A 26,974-nucleotide genomic window follows, 5' to 3' on the forward strand; every position below is an offset into this window, starting at 1 on the left:
GTCAGCTCGCCGCTGACGTCGGGTACCCGTACAGGTCGAGCAGGCGGACCCGGGACGCCTGGAGCCGGTCCACCACGACGCTCATGAAGCGGGCGGTGAGGTGCCGGCCCAGCGTGTCGTCGGACCCCATCAGCCGGCGCACCCCCTCGGCGTCGAACTCCACCCCGGTGCTGCGCCGGGTGGCGACCGCGCCGAACTGCCAGCGGTAGGGCGGGAACAGCCAGGACCAGCCGAGCACCCCGCCCGCGCCGACCGTCTCGATCCCCACGTCGCCGCGACCGGGCACCGGGAAGTCCAGCGCCACCTGACCGTCCCGGACCAGCCAGAACCGCTCGGCCGGCTGCCCGGCCCGGAACAGCCGGTGCCCGGGGTGCCAGGCCACCGGGCGGGCGTAGCCGGTGAGCGGGGGCAACCACTCCTCCGGCAGCCCGGCCAGGAACGGGTGCACGCGGAGCATCTCCAGCGGGGTCATCGCGCCTCCACGATCGCCAGGGGGGAAGCCGAGCCCCCATTGCACCCCACCGCGCCTCGGTCCGGCAGGGCCGATGGTCCCGCACCGCGTGGGCGGTCGGCTCTGCTCGGCTCGGTCAGCCACGCGGTGCTGCACCACTGCCGCAGTCCGCTGGCCGTCGTCCGGCACCCCGGAGGCTGACGGGCCCGGCTCGGCCGCGAGACAGCCGGGGCACCCGTCCGAGTTCGCGATGGGCGGGGGCTCCGCCGGACCGGGCCGGGCGTGGCGGCGCCCACCAGCGGAACGGGGGACGGCCACAATGGCCTGAGCCGACCGGAGGAGGCAACCGATGAACCGACCCGTCGTGGCGGGGGTGGACGGATCGCCGTCCAGCCTGGCCGCCGCCGACCAGGCGGCCGTGGCCGCCGTCGCACGCGCCCGGCCGCTGCTGCTGGTGCACGGCTACCTGCACCCGCTCGGCTACGGCGTGCCGCTCAACCCGTACGACCTCGGGGTGCCGGCGCCCACCGAGCAGGCGGAGAAGATGCTGGAACGGGTCGCCGCCGAGCTGGCCGACCGGCACCCCGGGCTGCGGGTGGAGGTGCGCCAGGTCGCCGGCGGACCCGGTGCGACGCTGGTCCAGGAGTCCCGCCGGGCCGAGTTGGTGGTGGTGGGCAGCCGGGGCGTGGGCGGCTTCGCCGGGCTGCTGCTCGGCTCGGTCGGTTCGCAGCTCGCCCAGCACGGGCACTGCCCGGTGCTCGTCGTACGTCCGGCGGAGCAGCCGATCCCGGTCGACGGTCCGGTGCTGGTCGGGGTGGACGGCTCCGAGTCCGCGGCGTACGCCGTCGAACTCGGCGCGGACGAGGCCGACCGCCGGGCCACGGAGCTGGTGCTGATGCACGTGCGCGCGCCGGAGCGCGGCGCGGCGGCCCCGGAGGCCGCGGCCGAGGCGACCACCGCCGAGCGGGCCGAGGCGGCCGAGCTGCTCGGTACGGCCGCCGCCCGGATCCGGCCGGCGCATCCGGAGCTGCGGGTGACCGAACGCCCCGTCGTCGCCGCCTCCCCGGAGACCGCGCTGCGGGAGGCGAGCGCCGACGCGTCGCTCGTGGTGGTCGGTTCCCGGGGCCGGGGCGGCTTCGCCGGGCTGCTGCTCGGCTCGGTCAGCCAGGCGCTGGTGCAGCACGCCCACTGCCCGGTGCTGGTCGCGCACCGCCCGGCGCCGACCGACGACTGAGCCGGCCCCCTCGCGCCAGCCCGGCAGCCGACCGTGACCCGCACCGGCCCACCAGGCCGCGCCCGGATCGCGGTCAGGCCGGAACGCGGTCAGGCCGGGTCGCGGCCGGCGAGCAGGTCGGCGAAGTCGGTGGTGAGGGCGAACGGGTCGGCCGGCCCGGACGCGGCCGGACGGCGGTCCACCTGCTCGGCCAGCTCGGCCGCGGCGCGCCCGATCCGGGCCCGCAACGCGCTGTCGCCGTCGTCGCCGGCCCAGTCCTCGGGCGCGGCGAAGACCGCCGTCGGCAGCACCACCGCCCGCAGGTAGGCGAACATCGGCCGGACCGCGTGCTCCAGCGCGAGCGAGTGCCGCGCGGTGCCGCCGGTCGCCCCGATCAACACCGGCGTGCCGGCCAGCGCGTCGCGGTCCACCACGTCGAAGAAGGACTTGAACAGCCCGTTGTAGGACGCGTTGAAGATCGGCGTGACGGCGATCAGACCGTCCGCCGCCGCGACGGCGTCCAGCGTGCGCCGCAGGGCGGCCGGCGCGAAGCCGGTCAGCAGGTGGTTCACCACGTCGTGGGCGTGCTCGCGCAGGTCCACCGGGAGCAGCTCCACGTCGGCCCCCCGGCCGACCAGCTCGTCGCGGGCGGCCGTGGCGAGCTGGTCGGCGAGCAGGCGGGTGGACGAGGGCTGGCCGAGACCGGCCGAGACGACCGCGAGGGTACGCCGGGTCATCGCCCCTCCTCCGGGCTCGTCGCGGTGTCCCGGGCGGCCAGCATCGAGGCGTGGGTGGGCGCCTCCGGCACGTGCACCGGACGCATCGAGTCGAACTCCTTGCGCAGCACCGGGACCACCTCCTCGCCCAGCAGGTCGAGCTGCTCCAGCACCGTCTTCAGCGGCAGGCCGGCGTGATCCATCAGGAAGAGCTGCCGCTGGTAGTCGCCGACGTACTCGCGGAAGCCCAGCGTGCGGTCGATGACCTGCTGCGGGCTGCCGACGGTGAGCGGCGTCTCCCGGGTGAACTCCTCCAGCGACGGGCCGTGCCCGTAGACCGGGGCGTTGTCGAAGTACGGCCGGAACTCGCGCACCGCGTCCTGCGAGTTGCGGCGCATGAAGACCTGCCCGCCGAGGCCGACGATCGCCTGGTCCGGCGAGCCGTGGCCGTAGTGCGCGAACCGCTCCCGGTAGAGGCCGACCATCCGCTCGGTGTGCTCCTTCGGCCAGAAGATGTGGTTGGCGAAGAAGCCGTCGCCGTAGTACGCGGCCTGCTCGGCGATCTCCGGGCTGCGGATCGAGCCGTGCCAGACGAACGGCGGCACGCCGTCGAGCGGACGCGGGGTCGAGGTGAACGACTGGAGCGGGGTGCGGAACCGGCCCTTCCAGTCGACCACGTCCTCGCGCCACAGCCGGTGCAGCAGGTCGTAGTTCTCGATGGCCAGCGGGATGCCGTTGCGGATGTCCTGTCCGAACCACGGGTAGACCGGGCCGGTGTTGCCGCGACCCATCATCAGGTCGACCCGGCCGTCGGCCAGGTGCTGGAGCATCGCGTAGTCCTCGGCGATCTTGACCGGGTCGTTGGTGGTGATCAGCGTGGTCGAGGTGGACAGGATCAGCCGCTCGGTGCGGGCCGCGATCCAGCCGAGCATGGTGGTCGGCGACGACGGCACGAACGGCGGGTTGTGGTGCTCACCGGTGGCGAAGACGTCCAGGCCGACCTCTTCGGCCTTGAGCGCGATGGTGGTCATGGCCTTGATCCGGTCACGCTCGGACGGCAGCCGCCCGGTGGTCGGGTCGACGGTGACGTCACCGACGGTGAAGATTCCGAACTGCATGACCAGCTCCTCGGGTGAGATCCGGACCGGTCGGCCCGGCATCGTCCCGCACAACCTATTTGACGAGTCAACTATTCCGGCTCGCGGGGGCCGCCGGCTCTCGGCGCACTGGAGTCGATCAAGCCGAGCGCGACCGGCTGCCCGCCGGGTCCCGATACGCTTGCCGGCCATGACGTACCCCTGGCTCGACGCGCCGGCCGCGGACATCGCGGACACCGCGCGGACCCTGCTCGGCTGGACCGTGGCGGCGAACGGCGTCCACGTGCGGCTGACCGAGGTCGAGGCGTACGCCGGCACCGGCGAGGACCCGGCCTCGCACGCCCACCGCGGGCCGACCCCGCGCAACCAGGTCATGTTCGGGCCGGCCGGGCACGTCTACGTGTACTTCGTGTTCGGCATGCACTGGTGCGCGAACATCGTCTGCGGTCGCGACGGCGAGGCGGCGGCCGTGCTGCTGCGCGCCGGCACGGTGGTGGACGGCATCGAGGTCGCCCGCGAGCGCCGTCCCCGCGCCTCGGACCGGGACCTGGCGCGGGGACCGGCCCGGCTGGTCACCGCGCTCGGCCTGGGTCGGGACGCCAACGGCACGTCGGCGGTCGACGGCACCGGACCCCTGCTCCTGACCCCGCCGGAGAGCCCGGTCGCCCCGGCCCGGATCGCCGCCGGGCCACGGGTCGGCGTGGCGGCGGCACACGACCTGCCGTGGCGGTTCTGGCTGGCCGACGAGCCGAGCGTGAGCGTCTACCGCCGGCACACCCCACGCCGCCGGCAACCCACGACCCTCTAACACCCCACCCACCCCACCCTCACCCTCACCCCACCCTCACTCCGTTGATCAAGGAGTTTGTGTCGGGGGAAAGCCACGCGGGCGACGCGAACTCCTTGATCACCCGGCGCGGGCCGGCGCGGGCCGGCGCGGGCCGGCGCGGGCCGGCGCGGGCCGGCGCGGGCCGGCGCGGGCCGGCGCGGGCCGGCGCGGGCCGGCGCGGGCGGGGAGGGCGGGGAGGGCGGGGCGGCAGGGGAGGCAACCTGGCGTCGCTCGTGGCGCGTCTCATCCGGGCAGGGCATGGTGTTGTGCGCGAATGACTTTCAACGGGGTGTTGACAACAGGCCATTCTTGGGTGTGGGATGGACGGCATGGTCACCGTGGACAACGACCCGTTCACCGCACCGGATGCTGCTCAGGCCCGGGCCCACCGCAACTACGCGGCGCTGCTGCGGATCGCCGAGCGGCACGCCGGCACCAACGCCCGCCGCCGGCGCTACGCGCACCCCGACGTGCCCGACGCCTACGAGGCGGCCACGCTGGTGATGGCGCTCGCGGGCGGCGCGGAGCTGGACGCGGGCGAGGAACCGGTCGACCAGGCCGACCTGATGGCCGCGCTGACGCTGATCCCGCACGTGCGGGCCGAGGTGGACGTGCTGGAGGCCGGGCTGTTGCAGGTGGCCCGCGGTCGGGGCATGACCTGGCAGGCCATCGCGTTCGGGCTGGGGCTGGGCAGCGCCCAGGCGGCCCGGCAGCGCTATGAGCGGCTCACCGTCCGCACCGGCACCGGCGACTGATCCGACGGGGGCGACCGTCTGTCACAGCCCCGGGCGAGACTGTGCCGGACGACGGTACGGGAGGACGCGATGACGCGCGACGAGATGCTGGCCTACTGCCTGGCCAAGCCGGGAGCCTGGCTCGACCGGCCGTGGGAGGGCGACGAGGTGGTGAAGGTGGGCAGCCGGATCTTCGCGTTCCTCGGCTCCCCGGAGGGCGAGGCCCGGCTCGGGGTGAAGTGCGGTCCGTCCCGCGAGATCGCCGACGAGTGGCTGCACCGGTTCCCGGCCGACGCCCGCCCCTCCCCCTACATCGGCCGGTCCGGCTGGAACACGCTGCGGCTGACCGGCGGCATCCCCGATGACGAGCTGGTCGACGCGCTCGACGGGTCGTACGACGCGGTGGTCGCGAAGCTGCCGAAGCGCGAGCGGCCGACGGCCTGAGCCCCGCGCGGTGGCCGGACCACCGCGCGGGGCGGCGGGGTCAGCGGGGGACGACCTGCTCGGCCGCCCAGTCGCGCCAGCCGGCCAGCTTGTCGGCGGCGGTGGCGAGCTGGTCGGCGACCGGGCCGGGGCCGGTGGAGCCGGGGGTGATGCGGGCCGCGAGGGCCGAGCGCACCGAGAGCACATCGCGCACCGACGGGTCCAGGTGCTCGCTCACCGCGCTCAGGTCGGCGTCGGACACCTCGTGAAGCTCGCACTCCCGGGCCGCGCAGAGCGCCACCAGCTTCCCGGTGATCTCGTGCGCGTCGCGGAACGGCACGTGCCGGCGGACCAGCCAGTCGGCGACCTCGGTGGCCAGCGAGAAGCCCGACGGGGCGGTGGCCACGAGCCGGTCCACCCGGACCGTCATCGTGGAGATCATCCCGGCCAGCGCGGGCAGCAGCAGCTCCAGCGTGTCGACCGCGTCGAACGCCGGTTCCTTGTCCTCCTGCATGTCCCGGTCGTAGGTCATCGGCAGGCCCTTGAGCATGGTGAGCACGCTCATCAGACCGCCGACCAGCCGGCCGGACTTGCCCCGGGCCAGCTCGGCGATGTCCGCGTTCTTCTTCTGCGGCATGATCGACGAGCCGGTGGCGAACGAGTCGTCCAGCTCGACCCAGCCGAACTCCTGCGACGTCCAGAGCACCACCTCCTCGCCGAGGCGGGACAGGTGCACGCCGACCATCGCGGTGACGAAGAGGAACTCGGCCACGAAGTCCCGGTCCGCGACCGCGTCCATCGAGTTGGCGAACGAGGTGCGGAAACCCAGCTCCTTGGCGACCGCCACCGGGTCCAGCGGCAGCCCGGAACCGGCCAGCGCGCCGGCGCCCAGCGGACTGATCGCGGCCCGCTCGTCCCAGTCGCGCAGCCGTTCCAGGTCGCGCAGCAGCGGTTGCACGTGCGCGAGCAGCCAGTGCCCGAACGTCACCGGCTGGGCGTGCTGGAGGTGCGTCATGCCGGGGGCGGCGGTGTCCACGTGCCGCTCCGCCTGCTCGACCAGCGCCTCGGCCAGCTCGACCAGCCGGGCGGCCACCCCGCGGGCGTGGTCACGCAGGTAGAGCCGCAGGTCGGTGGCGACCTGGTCGTTGCGGGAGCGGCCGGCGCGCAGCTTGCCACCGAGGCTGCCCAGCCGCTCCAGCAGGCCGCGCTCCAGGGCGGTGTGCACGTCCTCGTCGTCCACTGTGGGGCGGAACGCCCCGGAGGCGCAGGCCGCCTCCAGGTCGTCCAGGGCGGCCAGCATCCGCCCCAACTCGTCCGGGTCGAGCAGGCCGGCGCCCGCGAGGACCCGGGCGTGCGCCCGGGAACCGGCGATGTCGTACGGGGCGAGGCGCCAGTCGAACTGGACGCTCACCGACAGCCGCGCGAGCGCCTCGGCGGGGCCGCCGGCGAACCGGCCTCCCCAGAGGCTCGTCCGATTGGCGGCGGCGCTGTTCTCGGTCAGGCTCTTGTCGTCCACGCCTCCCATTCTGGTGGTCACGACCGCGCCCCGTCCCACCGGGCGTCCCGCGCGGCGGCCATCGTGCTGGGCAGCCCCCAGAGCCGCACGAAGCCCTTGGCGAGGGACTGGTCGAACGTGTCGCCGGTGTCGTAGGTGGCCAGGCCGAAGTCGTAGAGGCCGACCTCGGAACGCCGGCCGGTCACCACCGCCCGGCCGCCGTGCAGGGTCAGTCGCACCTCGCCGCTGACGTGCCGCTGGGTCTGGTCGATGAACGCGTCCAGCGCCCGCTTGAGCGGGGAGAACCAGAGACCGTCGTAGACCAGCTCGCCCCAGCGTTGGTCCACGCCGCGTTTGAACCGGGCCAGGTCCCGCTCGACGGTGACCGCCTCCAGCTCCTGGTGCGCGGTGATCAGGGCGATCGCGCCGGGCGCCTCGTACACCTCGCGGCTCTTGATGCCGACCAGCCGGTCCTCGACCATGTCGAGCCGGCCGACACCCTGCTGTCCCGCGCGGCGGTTCAACTCCAGGATCGCCTGGTACGGGGTGACCGTCTCGCCGTCGATGGCGACCGGGACGCCGGCGTCGAACGTGATCACCACCTCGTCGGCGTCACGCTCCTCGGCCGGGTCGGCGGTGTACGCGTACAGGTTCTCGACCGGCGCGTTCCAGATGTCCTCCAGGAAGCCGGTCTCCACGGCCCGGCCCCACAGGTTCTGGTCGATCGAGTACGGGGACTTCGCCGTGACGTCGATGGGCAGCCCCTTCTCCTCGGCGAACGCGATCGCCTTGTCCCGGGTCCAGGCGAAGTCCCGGGCCGGGGCGATGACCTTCAGATCGGGCGCGAGCGCGTGCAGGCCGACCTCGAAGCGGACCTGGTCGTTGCCCTTGCCGGTGCAGCCGTGCGACACGATCGTGCCGCCGTGCCGGCGCGCGGCGGCCACCAGGTGCGTGACGATCAGCGGCCGGGACAGCGCGGAGACCAGCGGGTAGCGGTCCATGTAGAGCGCGTTGGCCCGCACGGCCGGCAGGCAGTGCTCGGCGGCGAACTCGTCGCGCGCGTCGATCACCTCGGACTCGGCGGCGCCGCAGTCCAGCGCACGCTGCCGGACGGCGGCCATGTCCTCGCCGCCCTGGCCGACGTCGACCGCGACCGCGATCACCTCGGCGCCGGTCTGCTCGGCCAGGTACGGGATGGCGACGGAGGTGTCGAGACCCCCGGAGTACGCCAGGACGACCCGCTCGGTCATGGTGTGGTGTTCCCTTCGACGTTCTCGTCCCGGCGGGCCCACGCGGCGAGCCGGTCGCCCAGCGCGGCGCCCCCGTCGGCCTCGCGGGCCACCACGAGGATGGTGTCGTCGCCGGCGATGGTGCCGACGATCTCGGACAGGCCCGCCCGGTCCAACGCGCTGGCCAGGTAGTGCGCCGCGCCCGGCGGGGTACGCAGCACGGCGATGTTGCCGCTGGCGTCGACGCCGTTGAGCAACTCGCGCAGCAGCCGCACCAGCCGGGCGGGCGCCCCCTCCGCGTCGCGCAGCGGCCGGTGGCCGTCCTCGGGGATCAGGTAGACCCCCCGCCCGTCGCCGCCGCGCGCGGTCACCGCGCCCAGCTCCTTGAGGTCACGCGAGAGCGTGGCCTGGGTGACCTGGATGCCGTCACCGGCGAGCAGGTCGGCCAGCTCGGTCTGCGAGTGGACGGCGCCGTCGCGGATCAGTTCGACGATGCGGGCGTGGCGGGCGGCGCGGGTCAGCGGGGCGGTCATGTGGAGGCCTCCAGGAGAAAGGTCAGCAGCGCCTTCTGGGCGTGCAGGCGATTCTCCGCCTGGTCGAACACCGCGCTGCGCGGCCCGTCGAGCACCTCGTCGGTGATCTCCTCGCCGCGGTGGGCGGGCAGGCAGTGCAGCACGATCACGTCCGCCGCGGCGTGGTCGAGCAGGGCGTCGTTCACCTGGTACGGCCGGAACGGGGTGACCCGGTCCTGCCCGTCGGCCTCCTGCCCCATCGACGTCCAGGTGTCGGTGGCGACCACGTGCGCCCCGCGTACCGCGTCGACCGGGTCGGTGCGCACGTCGACCGAGCCGCCGGTGCCGGCGGCGATCTTCTCCGCCCGGGCCACGATCGCCGGGTCCGGGCCGAACCCGGCCGGGCCGGCGACCCGGACGTGCATCCCGGCGGTCGCGCCGGCCAGCAGGTACGAGTGGGCCATGTTGTTCGCCGCGTCGCCGACGTACGCCAGGATCCGTCCGGCGGTGCCGCCGAACCGCTCCCGCACGGTCAGCAGGTCGGCCAGCAGCTGGCAGGGGTGGAACGTGTCGGTGAGCGCGTTGACCACCGGCACGCCGGCGTGCGCCGCGACCTCGGCGATCCGGTCGTCGCCGTGGGTACGCAGCACGATGGCGGCGACGTAGCGGGACAGCACCCGACCGGCGTCGCCGAGCGTCTCCCCGCGCCCGAAGTGGGTGACCTGGGTGTCCACGACGAGGGGATGACCGCCCAGTTCGGCGATGCCGACGTCGAACGAGATCCGGGTGCGCAGGCTCTGCTTGTCGAACAGCACCGCCACCGATCGGGGGCCGGCCAGCGGCTGGTGGACGTACCGGTCGGTCTTCATCCGGGCGGCGAGGTCGAGCACGGCGGCCTGCTCGGCCGGGGTGAGGTCGTCGTCGCGCAGGAAGTGGCGGATCATGCGGGGGCCTCCGTGCGGGTCGCGGGGGTGGGCGCGGACGCGGTGACCGCGCCGGCGGGCCCGGTCGCGTCGACGCGGGCCGTCGCCCCGGCGGGGGCGGCGTCGAGCGCGGCGGGGGCGGCGTCGAGCGCGGCGGGCAGCGCGGCCAGGAACGCGTCGGCCTGCGCCGCGGTGAGGATCAGCGGCGGGGCGAGCCGGAGCACGCCCGGCTGCACCGGGTTGACCAGGAAGCCGGCCTCCCGCAGCGCGGTCGACACCGCGCCGGCCACCGGCCGGTCGAGCGCGACGCCGAGCAGCAGGCCGGCGCCGCGCACCTCGCGCACCAGCGGGTGCCCGAGCGCCTCGACGCCGCGCCGCAGCCGCTCGCCGATGCGCTTGACGTGGTCGAGCAGCCCCTCGTTGGCGATCGTGGCGATCACCGCGAGCGCCGCGGCGCAACTGACCGGGTTGCCGCCGAACGTGGTGCCGTGCGAGCCGGGGGTGAGCAGGTCGGCGGCCGGGCCGAAGGCCAGGCAGGCGCCGAGCGGCAGGCCACCACCGAGCCCCTTGGCCAGCGTGACCACGTCCGGCTCGACGCCCTCGGCCTGGTGGGCGAACCAGTGCCCGGTGCGGCCGACGCCGGTCTGCACCTCGTCGAGCACCAGCAGCGCGCCGTGCGCGGCGGTGATCCGCCGGGCCGCGGTGAGGTAGCCGGGCGGCGGCACGACCACGCCGTTCTCGCCCTGGATCGGCTCGACGATCACCATGGCGGTGGCGTCGGTGACGGCCTCGGCGAGCGCGTCGGCGTCGCCGTACGGCACATGGGTGACGTCGCCGGGCAGCGGGCGGAACGGGTCGGCCTTGGCCGGCTGGCCGGTGAGCGCCAGCGCGCCCATGGTCCGGCCGTGGAAACCGCCGTGGGTGGCCACCACGTGCCGCCGACCGGTGAGCCGGGAGAGCTTGAACGCGGCCTCGTTGGCCTCCGCGCCGGAGTTGGCGAGGAAGACCCGGCCGGGTCGGCCGGCCAGCGCCAGCAGCAGCTCGGCGAGCGCGACCGGCGGCTCGGCGACGAACAGGTTCGACACGTGGCCGAGCGTGGCGACCTGCTTCGACACGGCGGCCACCACCGCCGGGTGGGCGTGGCCGAGCGCGTTGACCGCGATGCCGCCGAGCAGGTCGACGTACTCCCGGCCGGTCTCGTCGACCACGACGGCGCCGCTGCCCGCGACGAGCGCCAGCGGTGGCGTGCCGTAGTTGTCCATCATGGTCGCGCCCCAGCGCCGCACCAGCGTGCTCATGAACCGACCGTGCCTTCCCTGTTCGCGACTGCGGGGCTCGCAAGCTCGCTCCTCGCGCTCACGACCATCGTTCCGAACCCTTCCGAGGTGAAGACCTCCAGCAGCGTGGAGTGGGCGACCCGGCCGTCGACGACGTGCGCGGCGGGCACTCCCCCGCGCACCGCCCGCAGGCAGGCCTCCATCTTCGGCACCATGCCCGACTCCAGGGACGGCAGCAGCTTCGCCAGGTCGTCCGCGGTGATCTCGCTGACCAGGCTCGTCGTGTCCGGCCAGTCCGCGTAGAGGCCGGGGACGTCGGTGAGGACGACGAGCTTGCGCGCCTCCAGCGCGACGGCGAGCGCGGCGGCGGCGGTGTCCGCGTTGAGGTTGTGCAGCACCCCGTCGGCGTCCGGCGCGACAGTGGAGATGACCGGGATCCGGCCGGCCGCGATCAGGTCGGTGACCGCGGAGACGTCCACCGACGCCACGTCGCCGACCTGCCCGACGTCGACCGGCTGCCCGTCCACGTACGCCGGTCGGCGCACCGCCGTGAACAGCCCGCCGTCCTCGCCGGAGAGCCCGACCGCGAACGGGCCGTGCGCGTTGACGAGCCCGACGAGTTCCCGGCCGACCTGCCCGACGAGGACCATCCGCACCACGTCCATGGCGTCCGGGGTGGTGACCCGCAGGCCGCCCCGGAACTCGCTGGCGATGCCGAGCCGGCCCAGCATGGCGGAGATCTGCGGGCCGCCGCCGTGCACCACGACCGGCTTCAGCCCGGCGTACCGGAGGAAGACCATGTCCGCGGCGAACGCCCGCCGCAACTCGGGGTCGACCATCGCGTTGCCGCCGTACTTGACCACCACGGTGGTGCCGGCGAAGCGGGCCAGCCAGGGCAGCGCCTCGATCAGCGTGGCGGCCTTGGCCTGGGCGCGGGTGAGGTTGTCACTCATCATGTGGAGTACGCCGAGTTCTCGTGCACGTACGCGTGCGACAGGTCGTTGGTCCGGATGGTCGCGGCGGCGCCACCGGTGTGCAGGTCGATACGGATGGCGACGTCGCGGCCGGTGAGGTCCACCTTGGCCCGGTCCTCGGCGGCGGCGCCGCCCCGGCACACCCAGACGCCGTTGACCGCCACGTCGACCTCGTCCGGCTCGAACGCGGCGGCGGTGGTGCCGACGGCGGCGAGGATCCGGCCCCAGTTCGGGTCGTTGCCGAACAGCGCGGTCTTGACCAGGTTGTTGCGGGCCACCGCGCGCCCCACCTCGACCGCGTCGTCCTCGCTCGCCGCGCCGACCACCTCGATCGCGATCTGCTTGGTGGCGCCCTCGGCGTCGGCGATCAACTGAAGGGCCAGGTCGTGACAGGCGGCGGTGACCGCGTCGGTCAGCTCGTCAACGGTCGGCTCGATGCCCGAGGCGCCGCTGGCCAGCAGCAGCACCGTGTCGTTGGTGGACATGCAGCCGTCGGAGTCGATCCGGTCGAAGGTGACCCGGGTGGCGGCCCGCAGCGCGGCGTCCAGCGCGTCCGGTCCGGCCACCGCGTCGGTGGTGAGCACGCAGAGCATGGTGGCCATGGCCGGGGCGAGCATCCCGGCGCCCTTGGCCATCCCGCCGACGGTCCAGCCGCTGCCCCGGGCCACAGTGGTCTTCGGGCGGGTGTCGGTCGTCATGATCGCCTCGGCGGCCGGCAGCCCGCCGTCGCGGGACAGGCCGCGCACCGCGTCGCGGACGCCGGGCAGCAGCTTCGGCATCGGCAGCCGTTCACCGATCAGGCCGGTGGAGCAGACCGCGACCTCGCCGGCGCCGACGATCAGCCGGGCGCTGCTGCCGGTCAGGGCGGCGGCGGTGTGCTCGGCGGTGGCGTGGGTGTCCTGGAAGCCGGCGGGGCCGGTGCAGGCGTTCGCGCCGCCGGAGTTGAGCACCACGGCGCGGACGATGCCGCCGTGCACGACCCGCTGGGTCCAGAGCACCGGGGCGGCCTTCACCCGGTTGGTGGTGAAGACGCCGGCCACGCCGGCGTCCGGGCCGTCGTTGACGACGAGGGCGACGTCGGCGCCGGAGGTCTTGAGGCCGGCGGCGACACCGGCGGCACGGAAGCCACGGGGGGTGGTGACGGTCATGGGGACACTCCGAAGGCGGACAGGCCGGTGGTCTCGGGGAGCCCGGCCATCAGGTTGGCGTTCTGCACGGCCTGGCCGGCCGCGCCCTTGCCCAGGTTGTCGATGGCGCTGACCACGATCACCCGCCCCGAGTCGGTGTCCACCGTCGCCTGGAGGTGGCAGGAGTTCCCGCCGGCGGTCGCGGCGGTGTGCGGCCATGCCCCCTCGGGCAGCAGGTGCACGAAGGGCGCGTCGGCGTAGGCGTCGGCCAGCACCGCACGGGGGTCGGCGTCGCCGGTCGGCACCGCGGTGACGGTGGCCAGGATGCCCCGGGGCATCGGGGCCAACACCGGCGTGAACGCCAGACCGGTCGCGCCGGTGGCCTGCTTGATCTCCGGCACGTGCTGGTGGGCCCCCACCTTGTAGGGGGACAGGTCACCCATCACCTCGCTGCCCAGCAGGTGGGCCTTGGCGACCCGGCCGGCGCCGGAGGTGCCGGAGGCGGCGACCACCACCACGTCGTCGGGGCGTACCGCCCCGGCGGCGATCAGCGGGGCCAGCGCCAGCGTGGTGGCGACCGCGTAGCAGCCGGTGCTGGCCACCCGCCGCGACGCCGCGATCTCGTCCCGCTGGCCGGGCAGCTCGGGCAGCCCGTAGGTCCAGGCGCCGGCGTGCGCGCCGCCGTAGTAGCGGGCCCAGGCGTCGGCGTCGCGCAGCCGGTGGTCGGCGCCGAGGTCGACCACCATGACCGCGTCGGGCAGCGCCGCGGCGAGCGCCGCGGACCGGCCGTGCGGCAGCGCCAGGAAGACCAGGTCCGCGTCGGCCAGGGCCGCCGGCTCGGTCGCCCCGAGCACCAGGTCCAGGCCGACGAGCTGCGGGTGTACGGCGGCGACGGGCTGGCCGGCCTGGCTGTGCGCGGTGGCAGCGACCAGGTCGAACTCGGGGTGACCGGCGAGCAGGCGCAGCAGTTCGCCGCCGGCGTATCCGCTCGCTCCGGCCACCGCTACTCGAATGCCCATACCAACCTCCGCATGACTATGCAGAAAGGTTAGCAGCCGTCGACCTCGCCATGCAAGGTCATGCAGCCTCGTGCATAGCAATGAGCAAGCCGGTCCCGGTTGGTCGGAGCCACTTCGGCGGAGTGGTCGCCTCCACCCCCTTGATCGACACCACTCCGCCGAGGTGGCGGCATCCCTCGTGCCGCGATACCGCGACCTCGGCGAGCTGGTGTCGATCAAGGGGGCCCGCTGAGGTGGGTGGGGCCTCGGCTCACCGAACCCGGTGAGCCGAGGCCCTCATGCCCTCAGGCGCCGCGCAGGGTGGCGCCGAAGCGCTGCGCGGCGAGCGCCACCGCGGCGTCGCGCGCGGCCACCGCCTCCTCGCCCGCGAGGGTCCGGTCCGGGGCGCGGAACGTCAGCTTGTACGCCAACGACTTCCGCCCGGCGCCGAGCTGCTCCGAGGCGTAGACGTCGAAGAGCCGGACGTCCTCCAGCAGCGCGCCGGCGCCCTCGACCAGGGCCCGCTGCACGTCCGCCGCCGGCACCGCCTCGTCCACCACCAGCGCCACGTCGATCAGCGCCGGCGGGAACGTGGAGATGGCCGGCCCGGTCACCAGCGGCGCGGCGGGCAGCGCGTCCAGGTCCAGCTCCATGGCGCTGGTGCGGCGGGGCAGCTCCAGCGCCGCCACCACGGCCGGGTGCAGCTCGCCCGCGTGACCGACCACGACGTCGTCGACCAGCAACTCGGCGCAGCGGCCCGGATGCCAGGGGGCGTACTCGCCGGCCCGCACGGTCACCCGGTCGGCCGGGATGCCGGCGGCGTCGAGCACCGCCCGCCCGGCCTCGACGGCGTCCGCCCAGCCGGCCGCCCGACCCGCGCCCCACCAGCCGGCCGGCTCGATCTCGCCGCAGAGCGCCACCGCGACGTGCCGCGGCTGCGCCGGCACCACCGCGTCCGCGGCGGCGAACTCGTCGTCGGTGGGACGCCGGTCCACACCCATGGCGGGCGGGGCGCCGACGCCCGGGCGGGGACGGAAGACGGCACCGATCTCGTAGACCGCCACGTCCCGCTGGCCCCGGCCGACGTTGCGGCGGACGATGCCGAGCAGCGGGCCGAGCAGCGTGGTGCGCAGCAGCGGCTCCTCCTCGGACAGCGGGTTGGCCACCCGCACCGCGGGACGGCGCGGGTCGTCGGCCGGCAGGCCGAGCTGGTCGGCCAGCTCCGGCGCGACGAACGGCTGCGCCAGCACCTCGACCCAGCCCCGCTCGGCGAGCGAGCGGGCCACCGCGCGACGGCGCTGCTGCTGCGGGGTGAGGCCCCGGCCGGGCCGCGCGGTGGGCAGCACCGACGGCACCCGGTCGTACCCGTCGAGGCGGACCACCTCCTCCACCAGGTCGGCCGGGTCGGTCAGGTCGGGCCGCCAGCTCGGTGGCGTCACGGTCAGCACCTCGGCGCCGCCGGCGGCCACCCCGGCCGTGCCCGGGTCCTCGCCGAGCCGGTCGGTGCCCCGGGTGACCGCGCAGCCGACCTGTGCCAACAGCTCCACCACCCGGTCCGGCGGGTACGGCACGCCGACCCGCCGCGACGGCAGGTCCACCGGCAGCGTCACCGGCGACGGCGGGCGGACGTGGTCGAGGTCGAGCACCTCCGCGCCGGGCGTGCCGCCGGCCAGGTCGGTGAGCAGCCGGACCGCCTTCTCCAGCGCGACCAGCGGCAGCGTCGGGTCGACGCCCCGCTCCCACCGCTTCGCGGCCTCGCTGAACAGCTTGTGCCGCCGGGCGGTGCGGCCCACCATGGCCGGGTCCCAGTGCGCGGCCTCGAACAGCACGTTCGTGGTGGAGGCGAGCACCTCGCTGGTCTCGCCGCCCATCACCGCGGCCAGCGAGATCGGCCCACTGTCGTCGCAGATCACCATGTCCTCGGCGACCAGGCTGCGGCTCACCCCGTCGAGCGTGGTCAGCTTCTCCCCCGGCTCGGCCCGGCGCACCACAAGCGGGCCGGCGATCCGGTCCGCGTCGAAGGCGTGCATCGGCTGGCCGAGTTCGAGCATCAGGTAGTTGGTGATGTCGACGGCCAGCGAGATGCTGCGCACCCCGGCCACCGTGAGCCGCTGCCGCATCCAGCCGGGCGTCTCCACGGTCGGGTCGACGCCGCGCACCAGCCGGGCCGCGAACCGGTCGCAGCCGACCGGGTCGCGGACCTCCACCGGGTACGCCGGCTCGGCGGTCCCGCCCGTCGCGGGCGCGTCGGCCGGGTCGCGGAACGGCACGCCGAGCGCGTGCGACAGCTCCCGGGCGATGCCGCGGACGCTGAGCGCGTACCCGCGGTCCGGGGTGATCTCCATCTCGACCACCACGTCGTCCAGGCCGACCACCGGACGCGCGTCGTCGCCGGGCTGGGCCTTGACGTCGGCGGGCAGCACGACGATGCCGTCGTGGTCGTCGCCCAGACCCAGCTCCCGCGCCGAGCAGATCATGCCGTGGGAGTTGCGCCCGTACGTCTTGCGCGCGCCGATGGCGAAGTTGCCCGGCAGCACCCCGCCCGGCAGGATCACCACGACCTTGTCGCCCGGGGCGAAGTTACGCGCCCCGCAGACGATCTCCTGCGGCTCGCCGGTGCCGTTCGCGGCGCCGACGTCCACCCGGCAGAAGCGGATCGGCTTCTTGAAACCGGTCAGCTCCTCGATCTCCAGGACCTCGCCCACGACCAGCGGACCGGTGACGGTCGCCCGCAGGTCCACGATCGACTCGACCTCGATGCCGAGGTCGACCAGCGCCTGCTCCAGGTCGCCGGCGGGCAGGTCGACGGGGAGATCCACGTACTCCCGCAGCCAACTGACAGAAACTCGCATGACTATCTATCCACCGTTCCCGTAGCTCAGGCGCCGAACGCGCGGGTGAACCGCACGTCGCCCTCGGCCATGTCCCGCATGTCGCTGACGCCGTGCCGGACCATCACGGTCCGGTCGATGCCCATGCCGAACGCGAATCCGGAGTAGACCTCCGGGTCGATTCCGCAGGCGCGCAGCACCCGCGGGTTGACCATGCCGCAGCCGCCCCACTCGACCCACTGCGGCCCGTCCCGGTGCTCCGGGAACCAGACGTCGAACTCCGCCGACGGCTCGGTGAACGGGAAGTAGTGCGGACGCCAGCGCGTCTTCGCGCCCTCGCCGAACATGGCCCGCGCGAAGTGGTCGAGCGTGCCGCGCAGGTGCGCCATGGTGATGCCCTTGTCCACCACCAGGCCCTCGACCTGGTGGAAGACCGGCGCGTGGGTGGCGTCCAGCTCGTCGGTGCGGTAAACCCGGCCGGGCACCACCACGTAGATCGGCGGCGTGCGGGTGAGCATGGTGCGCGCCTGCACCGGCGACGTGTGCGTCCGCAGCACGAGGCCGGACCCCTCGGGGGCGATGTGGAACGTGTCCATCAACCCGCGCGCCGGGTGGTCGGCCGGGATGTTGAGCGCGTCGAAGTTGGTCCACTCCAACTCGACCTCGGGCCCCTCGGCCACCTCGTAGCCCATGCCGATGAACAGGTCGCTGATCTGCTCCATCAGCACGGTCAGCGGGTGGCGGGCGCCGCGCGGCCGGCGGTCGTGGGGCAGGGTCACGTCGACCCGCTCCTCGACCAGCACCCGCTCGGCCTGCTCGCGGTCCAGGATCTCCTGGCGGGCGGCGTACGCGGACTCGATGGCCCGGCGGGCCTCGTTGACCCGCTTGCCGGCGTCGGACTTCGCGGCCGGCGGCAGCGCGCCGATCTCCCGACGCGCCAGCGACACCGGGGACCGGTCCCCCAGGTGTGCCGGGCGCAGCGCGGTCAGCGCGTCCGGGTCGGTGGCGGCGGCGAACGCCTTCTCGGCGTCGGCCACGGCCCCGGCCAGGGCGTCCGGGTCGAGCAGGGCGACCTGCTTCGGGTCGTACGGATCGTTGCGGTAGCTCATGGTGAACGGGCACTCCCTCAGGGCGGCGCCGGCCCGACTACAGGCGGCCAGGCGAGTCTACGGACGCGCGGCTTCGCCGCAGCCCGCCGGTGGGAGTCGTGCAGGGGGAAGGGTCAGACCTGCCGCCCGCCGACACCGGCGGGCTGGCTAAACGAACGCCGTGGCGCGTTCATCACGAGGCGGACTCCCCTGCTGTGTGCCGCGCGACCGTCGGTCGACGCAGTGCTCTGGCCGAAGAATACAGGCAGACGGCCGCCGCCGCAGCCAGATTGAGACTCTCGGCGCGACCGTGCAGCGGCACCCGGACCCGGGCGTCGGCGACCGCGGTCAACTCCTCGGGCAGGCCGTGCGCCTCCGAGCCGAACAACCACGCGGTGGGCGCGGCGAGCCGGCCGGCGTCGGCGAGGTCGTCGAGGTCGCTGTCGCCGTACCCGGTGGTGGCGAGGATGGACAGGCCGGCGGTCCGCAGCGCCTCGACGGCCGCCAGCGGGTCGGCGGCGCGGACCACGTCGACGTGGAACAGGCTGCCGGCGGACGCCCGGACGCACTTGCCGTTGTACGGGTCGACGGCCTCGCCGGCGAACACCACGACGCCGGCGCCGGCCGCGTCCGCGGTGCGCAGCACCGTGCCGGCGTTGCCCGGGTCGCGGATGCCGGCGAGCACCGCGACCAGGCGCGGCCCGCCCGCGACGGCCCGGTCCAGGGGGACGTCGAGGTGCCGGCAGACCGCCACCAGGCCCTGCGGGGCCACGGTCTCGGTGAGCGCCGCCAGCGCGTCGTCGGTGACCTCGGAGACCGGCACGTCGGCGCGGGCGGCGACGGCGGCGAGGTCGGCGTACCGGTCCAGCGCGGCCGGGGTGCCGAACAGCTCGACCACCGTGCCACCGTGGGCGAGCGCCTCGCGGACGGCCTGCGGCCCCTCGGCCAGGAACCGGCCGGCCTGCTCGCGGTCGCGCCGGCGGTGCAGCCGGCGGGCCGCCGCGACCCTCGGGGTACGCGGGGTGAACGGGCCGGAGACGGCGTCGAGGCGTCTCCCCTGCGACGGTGACTGCATGGGAGACGCCTCGATCTGCCGTACGTGGTGGGTCAGGCGGCCTGGGCCGCGGCGCCACCGGTGCCCTCGGCCGCCACGGCGGCGCGGGCCAGCTCGACGATCGCCGCGAACGCGGCGGCGTCGTTGACGGCCAGGTCGGCCAGGATCTTGCGGTCGACCTCGATGCCGGCCAGGCGCATGCCCTGGATGAGCCGGTTGTAGGTCAGGCCGTTGGCCCGGGCGCCGGCGTTGATCCGCTGGATCCAGAGCTGCCGGAAGTCGCCCTTGCGGTCGCGACGGTCCCGGTAGGAGTACTGCATCGAGTGCAGCACCTGCTCCTTGGCCTTGCGGTAGAGCCGGGAGCGCTGACCGCGGTAGCCGCTCGCGGTCTCCAGCAGGGTACGACGCTTCTTCTGGGCGTTCACAGCCCGCTTGACGCGTGCCATCTCAACTCCTTCTTCGGTTCAGGTGGCGCGCGTCAGCGGCCGAGCAGCTTCTTGATGCGCTTCACGTCGGCCTTGGCCAGCTCGACGGTGCCGGTCAGCCGGCGGGTCTGGGTCGAGGGCTTCTTCTCCAGCTTGTGGCGGAGGCCGGCCTGCTGGGCAACGATCTTGCCCGTGCCGGTCACCTTGACCCGCTTGCCCGTACCCGTGTGGCTCTTCATCTTCGGCATGTGGAACGTCTCTCCCTGTTACTGGCCGCTGGTGTCAGCGGTCGGGCCGGTCTCACCGGCTGCTGCGGTCTCGCCGGCCGCCGGGGTCTCGCCACCTGCCGGGGCTGCCGACTCCTCCGCGGCCCGGTCCCGGGGCCCACCGCGGGACGCCGTGGCGGCGACCGCGGAGGCCTTGACGGCCCGGTGCGGAGCGAGAACCATGATCATGTTTCGGCCGTCCTGCTTCGGCGCGGCCTCGACGTATCCCAGGTCCGTGATCTCGGACTCGAGCCGGCGCAGGAGCCGGTAACCCAGCTCCGGGCGACTCTGTTCGCGACCGCGGAACATGATCGTCACCTTGACCTTGTCGCCCGCCTTGAGGAACCGCACCACGTGACCCTTCTTGGTCTCGTAGTCGTGCGGGTCGATCTTCGGCCGGAGCTTCATTTCCTTGATGACGGTCTGCTGCTGGTTACGCCGCGCTTCGCGCGCCTTGAGTGCGCTCTCGTACTTGAACTTGCCGAAGTCCATGAGCTTGCACACCGGCGGGCGCGCCATCGGCGCAACCTCGACCAGGTCCAGGTCGACGTCCGCGGCCAGCTGCAGGGCGCGCTCCAGCGGGACGATGCCCACCTGCTCACCCTCAGGGCCGACCAGTCGGACCTCACGTGCCCGGATCTGCTCGTTCACGCGTGGTTCGACGCTGATGGGGCCTCCTCGAGTCGAGTGTCCTACGGTGCCGACTCCGCGGGCTCCCGGGCGGGAGCCGACCCGGAAAGCAGAAGGCCCCGGCGTATGCCAGGGCCCACTCGACCGGTCGGCACGATCACAGGATCGCGCATCCGGGATCGGGACGTGCCCGAAACCGGGGACCGGACCCGGACACCTGACACGGCGACTCGGGTGGGAGCGGGCGCTCCGCTTCAGCGACCGCCCGCACGTCAGGGACGGGGGCAGTCTGGTCGACTCCGCAACACTACACCCTCGGCCCAGGCCCGCCCAAACCGGGCCCGCAGGTCAGCGGGGCGCGGACTGCCCGGCGGCGAGCGCGGCCAGGTGCGCCTGGTGCAGGCGGCGCAACGCGCGAACCGCCTCGACCGCGCTCTCCTTGTCGGCGGCCTGGAGCGCCACCATCGGCAGCAGGTCGTCGTCGTGCAGCTCCAGGCTGGCCCACGGGGCGCCCCGGTCGAACCGGACCCCGCGGATCACCTCCCACGGCAGCTCGTAGGAGCTGAGCACGTTACGCACCCGGACGCCCCTGGCGTCGGCCACCACGCGGGGACGGGTGAACAGCAGGAAGCCCAGCGCGCCGAAGACACCGAGGCCGATCATGGCGAACTGGTCACCGCGCTGGAACGAGCCGTAACCGTCGCCGGTGGCGCCGGTCAGGGACGTCGCGACGAGGCTGAACACCACCAGCAGCGTGACGGCCGCCGCCCAGCAGACCACCCGGACGCGGCGGGGCCGCACGGTCACCACGGAATCGCTCACCCGACCAGTCTGCCATCCGGCTCGCGCTCGCGTTCGGCCGCCACACGGGCCGGGCCGCGCCGCCGGACACCGGCCACCAGCACCGCCAGCAGCGTGAGCACGGCGCCGGCCAGCACCGGCAGTCGGACCCCGGGGCCGTCGGGCAGCGCCAGATCCAGCAGCAGCGCGCCGCCGAGCTGCCCGGCCACCAGCGCCAGCCCGGTCCGCAGCACCCCGGCGGCGCGTACCCCGACCAGCAACGCGAGCACGATGCCGACGCCGAACAGGCCGCCCACGTAGAGCCACCACTGCGTCGGCCAGCGCGGCTGGTCGGCGAACGAACCGACCAGCACCGCCACCGCGCCGATCACCGTCGTGCTGATCACGAAGTTGACCGCCAGGCCGGCGGCCGGCCCGACCCCGGCCGCGACCCGACCGTTGAACGCGGACTGGAGCGCCACCGCCAGCCCACCGACCACGGAGAGCAGCACCAGCCCGACCGCCAGGTCGCCGACCGGCCGGCCGAGCTGCGCCAGGGCCACCGCGCCGATGCCGAGCAGCGCGCCGGCCACCCGGGGCGCGGTGAGCGGCAGCCGCCCGGCGGCGGCCAGCCCCGCCCGGTCCACGGCCAGGCCGCCGAGGCTGCCGCCGGCCACCTGGGCGATCGTGAACACCGCCACCCCGAGCACCGGCACCACCACGGGGGCGGTCAGCACGATCACCGCCCCGCCCACCCCGCCCAGGTACGACCACCAGGGCAGGCCGGCCCGGCGCAGCGCGGCCAGCCCGCTCCGCATCGACGGCACCACCGCCAGCCCGACCAGCACGACCAGGCAGCCGCCCAGGTTGTTGACCACCGCGCCGAGCACCGGGTCGCCGGTCCGCTCCCCCAGCTCGGCGTTGACCACGCCCTGGGCGGCCGAGGCCACCCCGGCCAGCACGACGACGGTCAGCGCGGCCGGGAGCGGCAGCGGCCTCACAGCCGGCAGGCGTGGATGTTGGTGACCAGGATCGCCCGGGCCCCCAGCTCGTACAGCTCGTCCATGATCCGGTGGACGTCGTCGCGGAGCACCATCGCCTGCACCGCGACCCAGCCCTCCCGGTGCAGCGGCGAGACCGTCGGCGACTCGATGCCCGGGGTGAGCGAACTGGCCCGGTCGAGCAGCCCGGCCGGCACGTCGTAGGCGAGCATCACGTAGCGGCGGGCGACCAGCACGCCGTGCAGCCGGCGTTCGAGCTGCTCCGGCTGGGGGCCGCCGGGCGCGCCGGCGCGCCGCACCAGCACCGCCGAGGAACGCAGCAGCGGCTCGCCGAAGACCACCAGGCCGGCCTGGCGCAGCGTGGCGCCGGTCTCCACCACGTCGGCGACCACGTCGGCCACGCCGAGCCGGATGGCGTTCTCCACCGCGCCGTCGAGCCGGATCACCTCGGCCTTGACGTCCAGCTCGGCCAGGTGCCGCTCGACCAGACCCGGGTACGCGGTGGCGATCCGGTGCCCACCGAGCTGCTGCACGGAGGCGACGTCGTCGGGCCGGGCGGCGAACCGGAAGGTGGCCCGCCCGAAGTTGAGGTCCATCGCCTCCTCGGCCGGCGCGCCGGAGTCGATCAGCAGGTCCCGCCCGGTGATGCCGACGTCCAGGTCGCCGGAGCCGACGTAGGTGGCGATGTCCTTGGGACGCAGGTAGAAGAACTCGATGTCGTTGGACTCGTCCCGGCAGACCAGGTCCTTCGGGTCGGTGCGCTGGCGGTAGCCCGCCTCGCGCAGCATCCCGGCGGCCGACTCGGCCAGGGCGCCCTTGTTGGGTACGGCGACACGCAGCATGGGAGTGCTCCTTCGTTCGATCGGATGATCAGCGGACGGGCACTCAGAGATGTCGGTAGACGTCCTTCAGCTCCAGACCGGTGGCCAGCATCAGCACCTGCGCCTGGTAGAGCAGCTGGGAGATCTCCTCCGCGGCCCGCTCCGGGCCCTCGTGTTCGGCCGCCATCCACGACTCGGCCGCCTCCTCGACGACCTTCTTGCCGATGAAGTGCACGCCCTTGGCGAGCGCGTCGACCGTGCCCGAGCCCGGGGTGCCGGCGGCGGCCTTGGCCTGCAGCTCGGCGAACAACTCCTCGAACGTCTTCACGGAAGGCGATTCTTCCAGCCGACCCGGGTACGCGTGCCCGCCGGGTCCACCCCCGTCGCCTGGCTCTCATCCCGGCCGGCTGACGGGACCGACGCCCGGCGGTCCACTCCGCCGGGCCGATGATCCACTCCGCCGGGCCGGCGGTCCGGGCCGATGTCCGGATCCCCGCCCGGACGCCGGTGGCGGCGTCGAGGCCGGTGCCCTACTCCTGGCACTGGCGAAGCGCTACGAACTTGATGGCACGGACGAGTCGTCCGAGGCAGTCACCAGCGGCAGAGGGCCAAAGCCTGCTCCGGCGGCCGGACCGACGCCGGGGTCAGGCCGGGCCGACGCCGGAGTCAGGCCGGGCCGACGCCGGAGTCAGGCCGGGCCGGGGCCGGATTCAGCCGGGGCCGGATAGGGCCGAGGCCGGATAGGGCCGAGGCCGGATAGGGCCGAGGCCGGATAGGGCCGAGGCCGCTGGCAGCCGGACCGACACCGCAGCCGGCTCTAGTGGCCGGGGTCGCCCGGCGGCTGGAACGGGGCCGAGCCGGGGCGACTCATCCACGCCATCAAGTTCGTAGCCGGTGCGGCACGCCACGTCGGCCGCCGGCCTGCCACCCGGCCGCCGGCCGAGCGGTGGGCGGCGTGGACCCGCGACAGAGTCCGGTCAGCCAGTCCGGCACGTCCGACACGCAGGCGCGTCAGGCGCGTCAGGCGCGTCAGGCGAAGCCGACGCGGTGGGCGTTGGCGGCGTCCAGCCCACGGATCGCCAGCGCGGCGTCCAGCGCCGCTACGGTGGCGGCCCAGCCCTTGTCCTCGGCCGAGCCGGGCAGCCCGGCCCGGTCGCGGGCCTGGTCGATGGTGTCCACCGTGAGCACCCCGTGCGCCACCGGCTTGCCCTCGTCCAGAGCCACCCGGGTCAGGCCCTCGGTGACCGACTGGCAGACGTAGTCGAAGTGGGCGGTCGCGCCGCGCACCACCACGCCGAGCGCGACCACCACGTCGTGGCGGCGGGCCATCGCCTGCGCCACCACCGGGAGCTCCACCGAGCCGGCCACCCGGGCCACCACGGCCCGCGCGCCGCACGCCTGCGCGGCGGCCACCGCGCGCTCCACCATGTGGTCGGTCAGCTCGCCGTGCCAGCGCGCGGCCACCACACCGACGGTCAGCCCGGCGGCGTCCACCGCGGTGACGCCCGGCTCCCCGAAACCCGCCATCGTCCTATGCTCCGATCTCGTCGCCGGCGACCGGACGGCCCATCGGCGCCTCGGTCAGCTCGTCCAGCCCATCCAGCAGGTGGCCCATCCGGTCCCGCTTGGTACGCAGGTAGCGCACGTTCTCCGGGTTGGACGACACGGGCAGCCCCTCCCGGCCGGTCACGGTCAGGCCGTACCCCTCCAGGCCGGCCCGCTTGGCCGGGTTGTTGGTCAGCAGCCGCATCGAGCGGACGCCGAGGTCGTAGAGGATCTGCGCGCCGGTGCCGTAGTCCCGCGCGTCGGCCGGCAGCCCCAGGTCGAGGTTCGCGTCCACGGTGTCGCGCCCCTGGTCCTGCAACTGGTACGCCTGGAGCTTGTGCAGCAGGCCGATGCCGCGTCCCTCGTGCCCGCGCACGTAGAGCACCACGCCACGGCCCTCCTGGGCGACCCGGGCCAGCGCGGCCTGCAACTGCGGGCCGCAGTCGCAGCGCAGCGAGCCGAAGACGTCCCCGGTGAGGCACTCGGAGTGCACCCGGACCAGCACGTCCCGGCCGTCGCCGAGGTCGCCGAAGACCAGCGCGACGTGCTCGGCCGGGTCGTGCTCGGCGCGGTAGCCGAGCGCCGTGAAGACCCCGTGCGGCGTGGGCATCCGCGCCTCGGCGGCCAGCTCCACCTGCTTCTCGGTACGCCGCCGGTAGGCGATCAGGTCGGCGATGGTGATCAGCGTCAGCCCGTGCTCGGCGCAGAACTTCTCCAGGTCCGGCACGCGCATCATGGTGCCGTCGTCGTTTACCAGCTCGCAGAGCACCCCGGCCGGACGCAACCCGGCCAGCCGGGTCAGGTCCACCGCCGCTTCGGTGTGGCCGGGCCGGCGCAGCACCCCGCCGGCGCGGGCGCGCAGCGGCACCACGTGGCCGGGGCGCGCCAGGTCGGTCGGGTCGGTGCCGGCGTCGGCGAGCAGCCGGATGGTGTGCGACCGGTCGGCGGCCGAGATGCCGGTGCTGACGCCCTCGCGGGCGTCCACCGTCACCGTGTACGCGGTGCCGCGACGGTCCTGGTTCGTGTGGTGCATCGGCGGCAGGTCCAGCCGGGCGCACTCGTCCTCGGTCAACGGCACGCAGATGTAGCCCGAGGTGTGGCGGACCATGAACGCGACCAGCTCCGGGGTGGCCAGCTCGGCCGCGAAGATCAGGTCGCCCTCGTTCTCCCGGCCCTCGTCGTCGACCACGACCACCGGCCGGCCGGCGGCGACGTCCGCCACCGCCTGCTCGATCGAACCGAAGTTGCTCATGCCACGACCTCCGAGTACGTCGCCGGGATCCGGGTGCGCGCGACCGTCCGCGAGGTACGCCACCAGGCGAGGAAGCCGGCCGCGCAGAACGCGCCGTAGACCAGGTACATGGCGGCCGACGGGTAGAAGCCGCCGCGTAGCAGCAGCGGCACGCCGACCGCGTCGACGGCGATCCAGACCAGCCAGAACTCCACCCAGCCGCGGGCCATGCCGTACGTCGCGAGCAGGCTGCCGACCAGGATCCAGGCGTCCGGCAGCGGCCCCCACGAGCCCAGCGCGGCCAGCACCGGGTAGGCGGCGGCGGTGCCCACGGCCGCGGCGACGAGCAGGGCCAGCCGTTCCCGGCCGGTCGCCCAGCGCGGCACCACGGCCGGCTCCGCGCCGCCCCCGGCCCGGCGGTTGCGGGACCAGCGCCACCAGCCGTAGACGCTCACCGCGAAGAAGAAGACCTGCCGGCCGGCCTGGCCGTAGAGGTCGTGCGCCTGCGGGGTGACGAAGACGCCGCCGAGGAACACGGTGAACAGCAGACCGTTGCCGACCATGCCGACCGGCCACGCCCAGACCACCCGGCGCAGCCCGAGCAGCGCCGAGACGAGCCCGAAGACGTTGCCGACGATCTCCCGGACCAGCACCGGCGAGCCGGCGACGTGCACCTGGGCGTCGAGCAGCCAGCCGAGCGGGCCGGTCACCGGGCACCGCCCAGCAGCCGCTCGACGTACTTGGCCAGCACGTCCACCTCCAGGTTGACCGGGTCCCCGACCTGCTTGCCGCCGAGCACGGTGAGCTTGAGCGTGGTGGGGATCAGGCCGACCGAGAACCAGTCGTCGCCCACCTCCGCGACGGTCAGCGACACGCCGTCGACGGTGATCGAGCCCTTCTCCACCACGTAGCGGGCCAGCTCGGCCGGCAACCGGAAGCGGACCGTCTCCCACTGCGCGGCCGGTTCCCGGCCGATGACCTCGCCGACGCCGTCGACGTGCCCCTGCACCAGGTGCCCGCCGAGCCGGCTGTTCAACGCGGCGGCCCGCTCCAGGTTGACCGCGTCGCCGGGGCGCAGCGCCCCGAGCGCGGTGCGGCGCAGCGTCTCACCCATCACGTCGGCGGTGAAGACGCCGCCGTCGACGTCGACAACGGTCAGGCAGACCCCGTTGACCGCGATGGAGTCGCCGTGCCGGGCGTCCGAGGTGACAAGCGGGCCGCGGATGGCGACCAGCGCCGAGTCGTCGCCGGTCTCGGTGCTCCGGACGATCTCGCCCAGCTCCTCGACGATGCCGGTGAACATG

The 26,974-nt window shown here is 74.4% G+C and carries 29 protein-coding genes; 4 read left to right on the forward strand and 25 right to left on the reverse strand.

Features of this window, described 5'->3' with window-relative positions:
• Position 1: 1 nt before the first annotated feature.
• Positions 2 to 472: a cyclic nucleotide-binding domain-containing protein gene (locus tag VKK44_RS17135; RefSeq protein WP_343442090.1), complete on the reverse strand. Its 471-nt coding sequence runs from the start codon at positions 470 to 472 to the stop codon at positions 2 to 4.
• Between the two features lie 328 nt (positions 473 to 800).
• Here VKK44_RS17135 and VKK44_RS17140 point away from each other — a divergent pair, with 328 nt between their 5' ends.
• Positions 801 to 1,685: a universal stress protein gene (locus VKK44_RS17140; RefSeq protein ID WP_343442091.1), complete on the forward strand. Its 885-nt coding sequence runs from the start codon at positions 801 to 803 to the stop codon at positions 1,683 to 1,685.
• A gap of 89 nt (positions 1,686 to 1,774) precedes the next feature.
• Here VKK44_RS17140 and VKK44_RS17145 read toward each other — a convergent pair whose 3' ends face one another.
• Positions 1,775 to 2,401 carry an FMN reductase gene (locus VKK44_RS17145; RefSeq protein WP_343442092.1) on the reverse strand — a complete coding sequence of 209 codons (627 nt, stop codon included), beginning with the start codon at positions 2,399 to 2,401 and terminating at the stop codon, positions 1,775 to 1,777.
• Entirely contained in the window at positions 2,398 to 3,498 is a 1,101-nt protein-coding gene (locus VKK44_RS17150; protein WP_343442093.1) for an LLM class flavin-dependent oxidoreductase, read from the reverse strand. Before VKK44_RS17150 ends, VKK44_RS17145 begins: the two co-directional genes overlap by 4 nt.
• Positions 3,499 to 3,667: 169 nt before the next feature.
• Between VKK44_RS17150 and VKK44_RS17155 the strand changes: the two genes are divergently transcribed.
• The 3 genes from VKK44_RS17155 to VKK44_RS17165 all read left to right on the forward strand — a co-directional run bounded on the left by VKK44_RS17155 (position 3,668) and on the right by VKK44_RS17165 (position 5,484).
• Positions 3,668 to 4,285 (forward strand): DNA-3-methyladenine glycosylase, encoded by a 618-nt coding sequence (locus tag VKK44_RS17155; RefSeq protein WP_343442094.1) that lies wholly within the window; start codon positions 3,668 to 3,670, stop codon positions 4,283 to 4,285.
• Positions 4,286 to 4,626: 341 nt separating this feature from the next.
• Positions 4,627 to 5,061: a DNA-binding protein gene (locus tag VKK44_RS17160; protein ID WP_233220091.1), complete on the forward strand. Its 435-nt coding sequence runs from the start codon at positions 4,627 to 4,629 to the stop codon at positions 5,059 to 5,061.
• Positions 5,062 to 5,130: 69 nt separating this feature from the next.
• The gene (locus VKK44_RS17165) at positions 5,131 to 5,484 is read left to right on the forward strand and encodes an MmcQ/YjbR family DNA-binding protein (protein WP_343442095.1); all 354 of its coding nucleotides are present in this window, start codon (positions 5,131 to 5,133) and stop codon (positions 5,482 to 5,484) included.
• Positions 5,485 to 5,524: 40 nt separating this feature from the next.
• Here the strand turns inward: VKK44_RS17165 and argH are convergent, their stop codons facing one another.
• The 22 genes from argH to VKK44_RS17275 form a co-directional block, all read right to left on the reverse strand.
• Positions 5,525 to 6,988 carry an argininosuccinate lyase gene (argH, locus tag VKK44_RS17170; protein ID WP_343447803.1) on the reverse strand — a complete coding sequence of 488 codons (1,464 nt, stop codon included), beginning with the start codon at positions 6,986 to 6,988 and terminating at the stop codon, positions 5,525 to 5,527.
• An 8-nt stretch (positions 6,989 to 6,996) separates the two neighbouring features.
• The gene (locus VKK44_RS17175) at positions 6,997 to 8,208 is read right to left on the reverse strand and encodes an argininosuccinate synthase (RefSeq protein ID WP_343442096.1); all 1,212 of its coding nucleotides are present in this window, start codon (positions 8,206 to 8,208) and stop codon (positions 6,997 to 6,999) included.
• On the reverse strand, positions 8,205 to 8,720 hold the full coding sequence (locus VKK44_RS17180) for an arginine repressor (RefSeq protein ID WP_343442097.1): 516 nt from the start codon (positions 8,718 to 8,720) through the stop codon (positions 8,205 to 8,207). The genes VKK44_RS17175 and VKK44_RS17180 overlap by 4 nt, the downstream gene beginning before the upstream one ends.
• Positions 8,717 to 9,643: an ornithine carbamoyltransferase gene (argF, locus tag VKK44_RS17185; RefSeq protein WP_343442098.1), complete on the reverse strand. Its 927-nt coding sequence runs from the start codon at positions 9,641 to 9,643 to the stop codon at positions 8,717 to 8,719. The genes VKK44_RS17180 and argF overlap by 4 nt, the downstream gene beginning before the upstream one ends.
• Positions 9,640 to 10,920 carry an acetylornithine transaminase gene (locus tag VKK44_RS17190; RefSeq protein WP_343442099.1) on the reverse strand — a complete coding sequence of 427 codons (1,281 nt, stop codon included), beginning with the start codon at positions 10,918 to 10,920 and terminating at the stop codon, positions 9,640 to 9,642. Before VKK44_RS17190 ends, argF begins: the two co-directional genes overlap by 4 nt.
• Positions 10,917 to 11,852, reverse strand: a complete 936-nt coding sequence (argB, locus tag VKK44_RS17195) for an acetylglutamate kinase (protein ID WP_458351541.1) — start codon at positions 11,850 to 11,852, stop codon at positions 10,917 to 10,919. The genes VKK44_RS17190 and argB overlap by 4 nt, the downstream gene beginning before the upstream one ends.
• Positions 11,852 to 13,021 (reverse strand): bifunctional glutamate N-acetyltransferase/amino-acid acetyltransferase ArgJ, encoded by a 1,170-nt coding sequence (gene argJ / locus VKK44_RS17200; RefSeq protein WP_343442101.1) that lies wholly within the window; start codon positions 13,019 to 13,021, stop codon positions 11,852 to 11,854. The genes argB and argJ overlap by 1 nt, the downstream gene beginning before the upstream one ends.
• Positions 13,018 to 14,019 (reverse strand): N-acetyl-gamma-glutamyl-phosphate reductase, encoded by a 1,002-nt coding sequence (gene argC / locus VKK44_RS17205; RefSeq protein WP_343442103.1) that lies wholly within the window; start codon positions 14,017 to 14,019, stop codon positions 13,018 to 13,020. Before argC ends, argJ begins: the two co-directional genes overlap by 4 nt.
• Before the next feature lie 284 nt (positions 14,020 to 14,303).
• The gene (pheT, locus tag VKK44_RS17210; RefSeq protein WP_343442105.1) at positions 14,304 to 16,850 is read right to left on the reverse strand and encodes a phenylalanine--tRNA ligase subunit beta; all 2,547 of its coding nucleotides are present in this window, start codon (positions 16,848 to 16,850) and stop codon (positions 14,304 to 14,306) included.
• Positions 16,851 to 16,876: 26 nt separating this feature from the next.
• Positions 16,877 to 17,938: a phenylalanine--tRNA ligase subunit alpha gene (gene pheS, locus VKK44_RS17215; RefSeq protein WP_343442107.1), complete on the reverse strand. Its 1,062-nt coding sequence runs from the start codon at positions 17,936 to 17,938 to the stop codon at positions 16,877 to 16,879.
• 172 nt (positions 17,939 to 18,110) lie between these two features.
• The gene (locus VKK44_RS17220; protein ID WP_343442109.1) at positions 18,111 to 18,992 is read right to left on the reverse strand and encodes a TrmH family RNA methyltransferase; all 882 of its coding nucleotides are present in this window, start codon (positions 18,990 to 18,992) and stop codon (positions 18,111 to 18,113) included.
• A 32-nt stretch (positions 18,993 to 19,024) separates the two neighbouring features.
• Positions 19,025 to 19,417 (reverse strand): 50S ribosomal protein L20, encoded by a 393-nt coding sequence (gene rplT / locus VKK44_RS17225; protein ID WP_222957518.1) that lies wholly within the window; start codon positions 19,415 to 19,417, stop codon positions 19,025 to 19,027.
• Positions 19,418 to 19,449: 32 nt separating this feature from the next.
• Entirely contained in the window at positions 19,450 to 19,644 is a 195-nt protein-coding gene (gene rpmI, locus VKK44_RS17230) for a 50S ribosomal protein L35 (protein WP_343442110.1), read from the reverse strand.
• A gap of 18 nt (positions 19,645 to 19,662) precedes the next feature.
• Positions 19,663 to 20,313, reverse strand: coding sequence for a translation initiation factor IF-3 (gene infC / locus VKK44_RS17235; protein WP_091263828.1), 651 nt, complete (start codon positions 20,311 to 20,313; stop codon positions 19,663 to 19,665).
• Between the two features lie 327 nt (positions 20,314 to 20,640).
• Entirely contained in the window at positions 20,641 to 21,114 is a 474-nt protein-coding gene (locus tag VKK44_RS17240; RefSeq protein ID WP_343442111.1) for a PH domain-containing protein, read from the reverse strand.
• A complete protein-coding gene (locus VKK44_RS17245; protein WP_343442112.1) occupies positions 21,111 to 22,073 on the reverse strand; it encodes a DMT family transporter in 963 nt (320 codons plus the stop codon). Before VKK44_RS17245 ends, VKK44_RS17240 begins: the two co-directional genes overlap by 4 nt.
• The gene (hisG, locus tag VKK44_RS17250; RefSeq protein WP_343442114.1) at positions 22,070 to 22,915 is read right to left on the reverse strand and encodes an ATP phosphoribosyltransferase; all 846 of its coding nucleotides are present in this window, start codon (positions 22,913 to 22,915) and stop codon (positions 22,070 to 22,072) included. The genes VKK44_RS17245 and hisG overlap by 4 nt, the downstream gene beginning before the upstream one ends.
• A 43-nt stretch (positions 22,916 to 22,958) precedes the next feature.
• A complete protein-coding gene (locus VKK44_RS17255; protein WP_043324932.1) occupies positions 22,959 to 23,222 on the reverse strand; it encodes a phosphoribosyl-ATP diphosphatase in 264 nt (87 codons plus the stop codon).
• Positions 23,223 to 23,923: 701 nt separating this feature from the next.
• A complete protein-coding gene (ribH, locus tag VKK44_RS17260; RefSeq protein WP_343442115.1) occupies positions 23,924 to 24,421 on the reverse strand; it encodes a 6,7-dimethyl-8-ribityllumazine synthase in 498 nt (165 codons plus the stop codon).
• Between the two features lie 4 nt (positions 24,422 to 24,425).
• Positions 24,426 to 25,691, reverse strand: coding sequence for a bifunctional 3,4-dihydroxy-2-butanone-4-phosphate synthase/GTP cyclohydrolase II (locus VKK44_RS17265; RefSeq protein WP_343442116.1), 1,266 nt, complete (start codon positions 25,689 to 25,691; stop codon positions 24,426 to 24,428).
• Entirely contained in the window at positions 25,688 to 26,380 is a 693-nt protein-coding gene (pnuC, locus tag VKK44_RS17270) for a nicotinamide riboside transporter PnuC (protein WP_343442118.1), read from the reverse strand. The genes VKK44_RS17265 and pnuC overlap by 4 nt, the downstream gene beginning before the upstream one ends.
• Positions 26,377 to 26,973, reverse strand: coding sequence for a riboflavin synthase (locus tag VKK44_RS17275; RefSeq protein WP_343442119.1), 597 nt, complete (start codon positions 26,971 to 26,973; stop codon positions 26,377 to 26,379). The genes pnuC and VKK44_RS17275 overlap by 4 nt, the downstream gene beginning before the upstream one ends.
• Position 26,974: the final 1 nt, after the last annotated feature.

It is taken from the genome of Micromonospora sp. DSM 45708, assembly GCF_039566955.1.
GTDB lineage: Bacteria > Actinomycetota > Actinomycetes > Mycobacteriales > Micromonosporaceae > Micromonospora.

Coding starts and splice junctions, on each gene's coding strand:
- VKK44_RS17150 (WP_343442093.1), bottom strand. CDS start 3,498: ATGCAGTTCGGAATCTTCACCGTCGGTGACGTCACCGTCGACCCGACC.
- VKK44_RS17160 (WP_233220091.1), top strand. CDS start 4,627: ATGGACGGCATGGTCACCGTGGACAACGACCCGTTCACCGCACCGGAT.
- VKK44_RS17135 (WP_343442090.1), bottom strand. CDS start 472: ATGACCCCGCTGGAGATGCTCCGCGTGCACCCGTTCCTGGCCGGGCTG.
- VKK44_RS17155 (WP_343442094.1), top strand. CDS start 3,668: ATGACGTACCCCTGGCTCGACGCGCCGGCCGCGGACATCGCGGACACC.
- argB (WP_458351541.1), bottom strand. CDS start 11,852: ATGAGTGACAACCTCACCCGCGCCCAGGCCAAGGCCGCCACGCTGATC.
- VKK44_RS17180 (WP_343442097.1), bottom strand. CDS start 8,720: ATGACCGCCCCGCTGACCCGCGCCGCCCGCCACGCCCGCATCGTCGAA.
- VKK44_RS17220 (WP_343442109.1), bottom strand. CDS start 18,992: ATGCAGTCACCGTCGCAGGGGAGACGCCTCGACGCCGTCTCCGGCCCG.
- hisG (WP_343442114.1), bottom strand. CDS start 22,915: ATGCTGCGTGTCGCCGTACCCAACAAGGGCGCCCTGGCCGAGTCGGCC.
- argF (WP_343442098.1), bottom strand. CDS start 9,643: ATGATCCGCCACTTCCTGCGCGACGACGACCTCACCCCGGCCGAGCAG.
- rpmI (WP_343442110.1), bottom strand. CDS start 19,644: ATGCCGAAGATGAAGAGCCACACGGGTACGGGCAAGCGGGTCAAGGTG.
- pheS (WP_343442107.1), bottom strand. CDS start 17,938: ATGAGCTACCGCAACGATCCGTACGACCCGAAGCAGGTCGCCCTGCTC.
- rplT (WP_222957518.1), bottom strand. CDS start 19,417: ATGGCACGCGTCAAGCGGGCTGTGAACGCCCAGAAGAAGCGTCGTACC.
- argC (WP_343442103.1), bottom strand. CDS start 14,019: ATGGGCATTCGAGTAGCGGTGGCCGGAGCGAGCGGATACGCCGGCGGC.
- VKK44_RS17190 (WP_343442099.1), bottom strand. CDS start 10,920: ATGAGCACGCTGGTGCGGCGCTGGGGCGCGACCATGATGGACAACTAC.
- ribH (WP_343442115.1), bottom strand. CDS start 24,421: ATGGCGGGTTTCGGGGAGCCGGGCGTCACCGCGGTGGACGCCGCCGGG.
- VKK44_RS17265 (WP_343442116.1), bottom strand. CDS start 25,691: ATGAGCAACTTCGGTTCGATCGAGCAGGCGGTGGCGGACGTCGCCGCC.
- VKK44_RS17175 (WP_343442096.1), bottom strand. CDS start 8,208: ATGACCGAGCGGGTCGTCCTGGCGTACTCCGGGGGTCTCGACACCTCC.
- VKK44_RS17165 (WP_343442095.1), top strand. CDS start 5,131: ATGACGCGCGACGAGATGCTGGCCTACTGCCTGGCCAAGCCGGGAGCC.
- pheT (WP_343442105.1), bottom strand. CDS start 16,850: ATGCGAGTTTCTGTCAGTTGGCTGCGGGAGTACGTGGATCTCCCCGTC.
- argH (WP_343447803.1), bottom strand. CDS start 6,988: ATGGGAGGCGTGGACGACAAGAGCCTGACCGAGAACAGCGCCGCCGCC.
- argJ (WP_343442101.1), bottom strand. CDS start 13,021: ATGACCGTCACCACCCCCCGTGGCTTCCGTGCCGCCGGTGTCGCCGCC.
- VKK44_RS17145 (WP_343442092.1), bottom strand. CDS start 2,401: ATGACCCGGCGTACCCTCGCGGTCGTCTCGGCCGGTCTCGGCCAGCCC.
- VKK44_RS17140 (WP_343442091.1), top strand. CDS start 801: ATGAACCGACCCGTCGTGGCGGGGGTGGACGGATCGCCGTCCAGCCTG.
- VKK44_RS17275 (WP_343442119.1), bottom strand. CDS start 26,973: ATGTTCACCGGCATCGTCGAGGAGCTGGGCGAGATCGTCCGGAGCACC.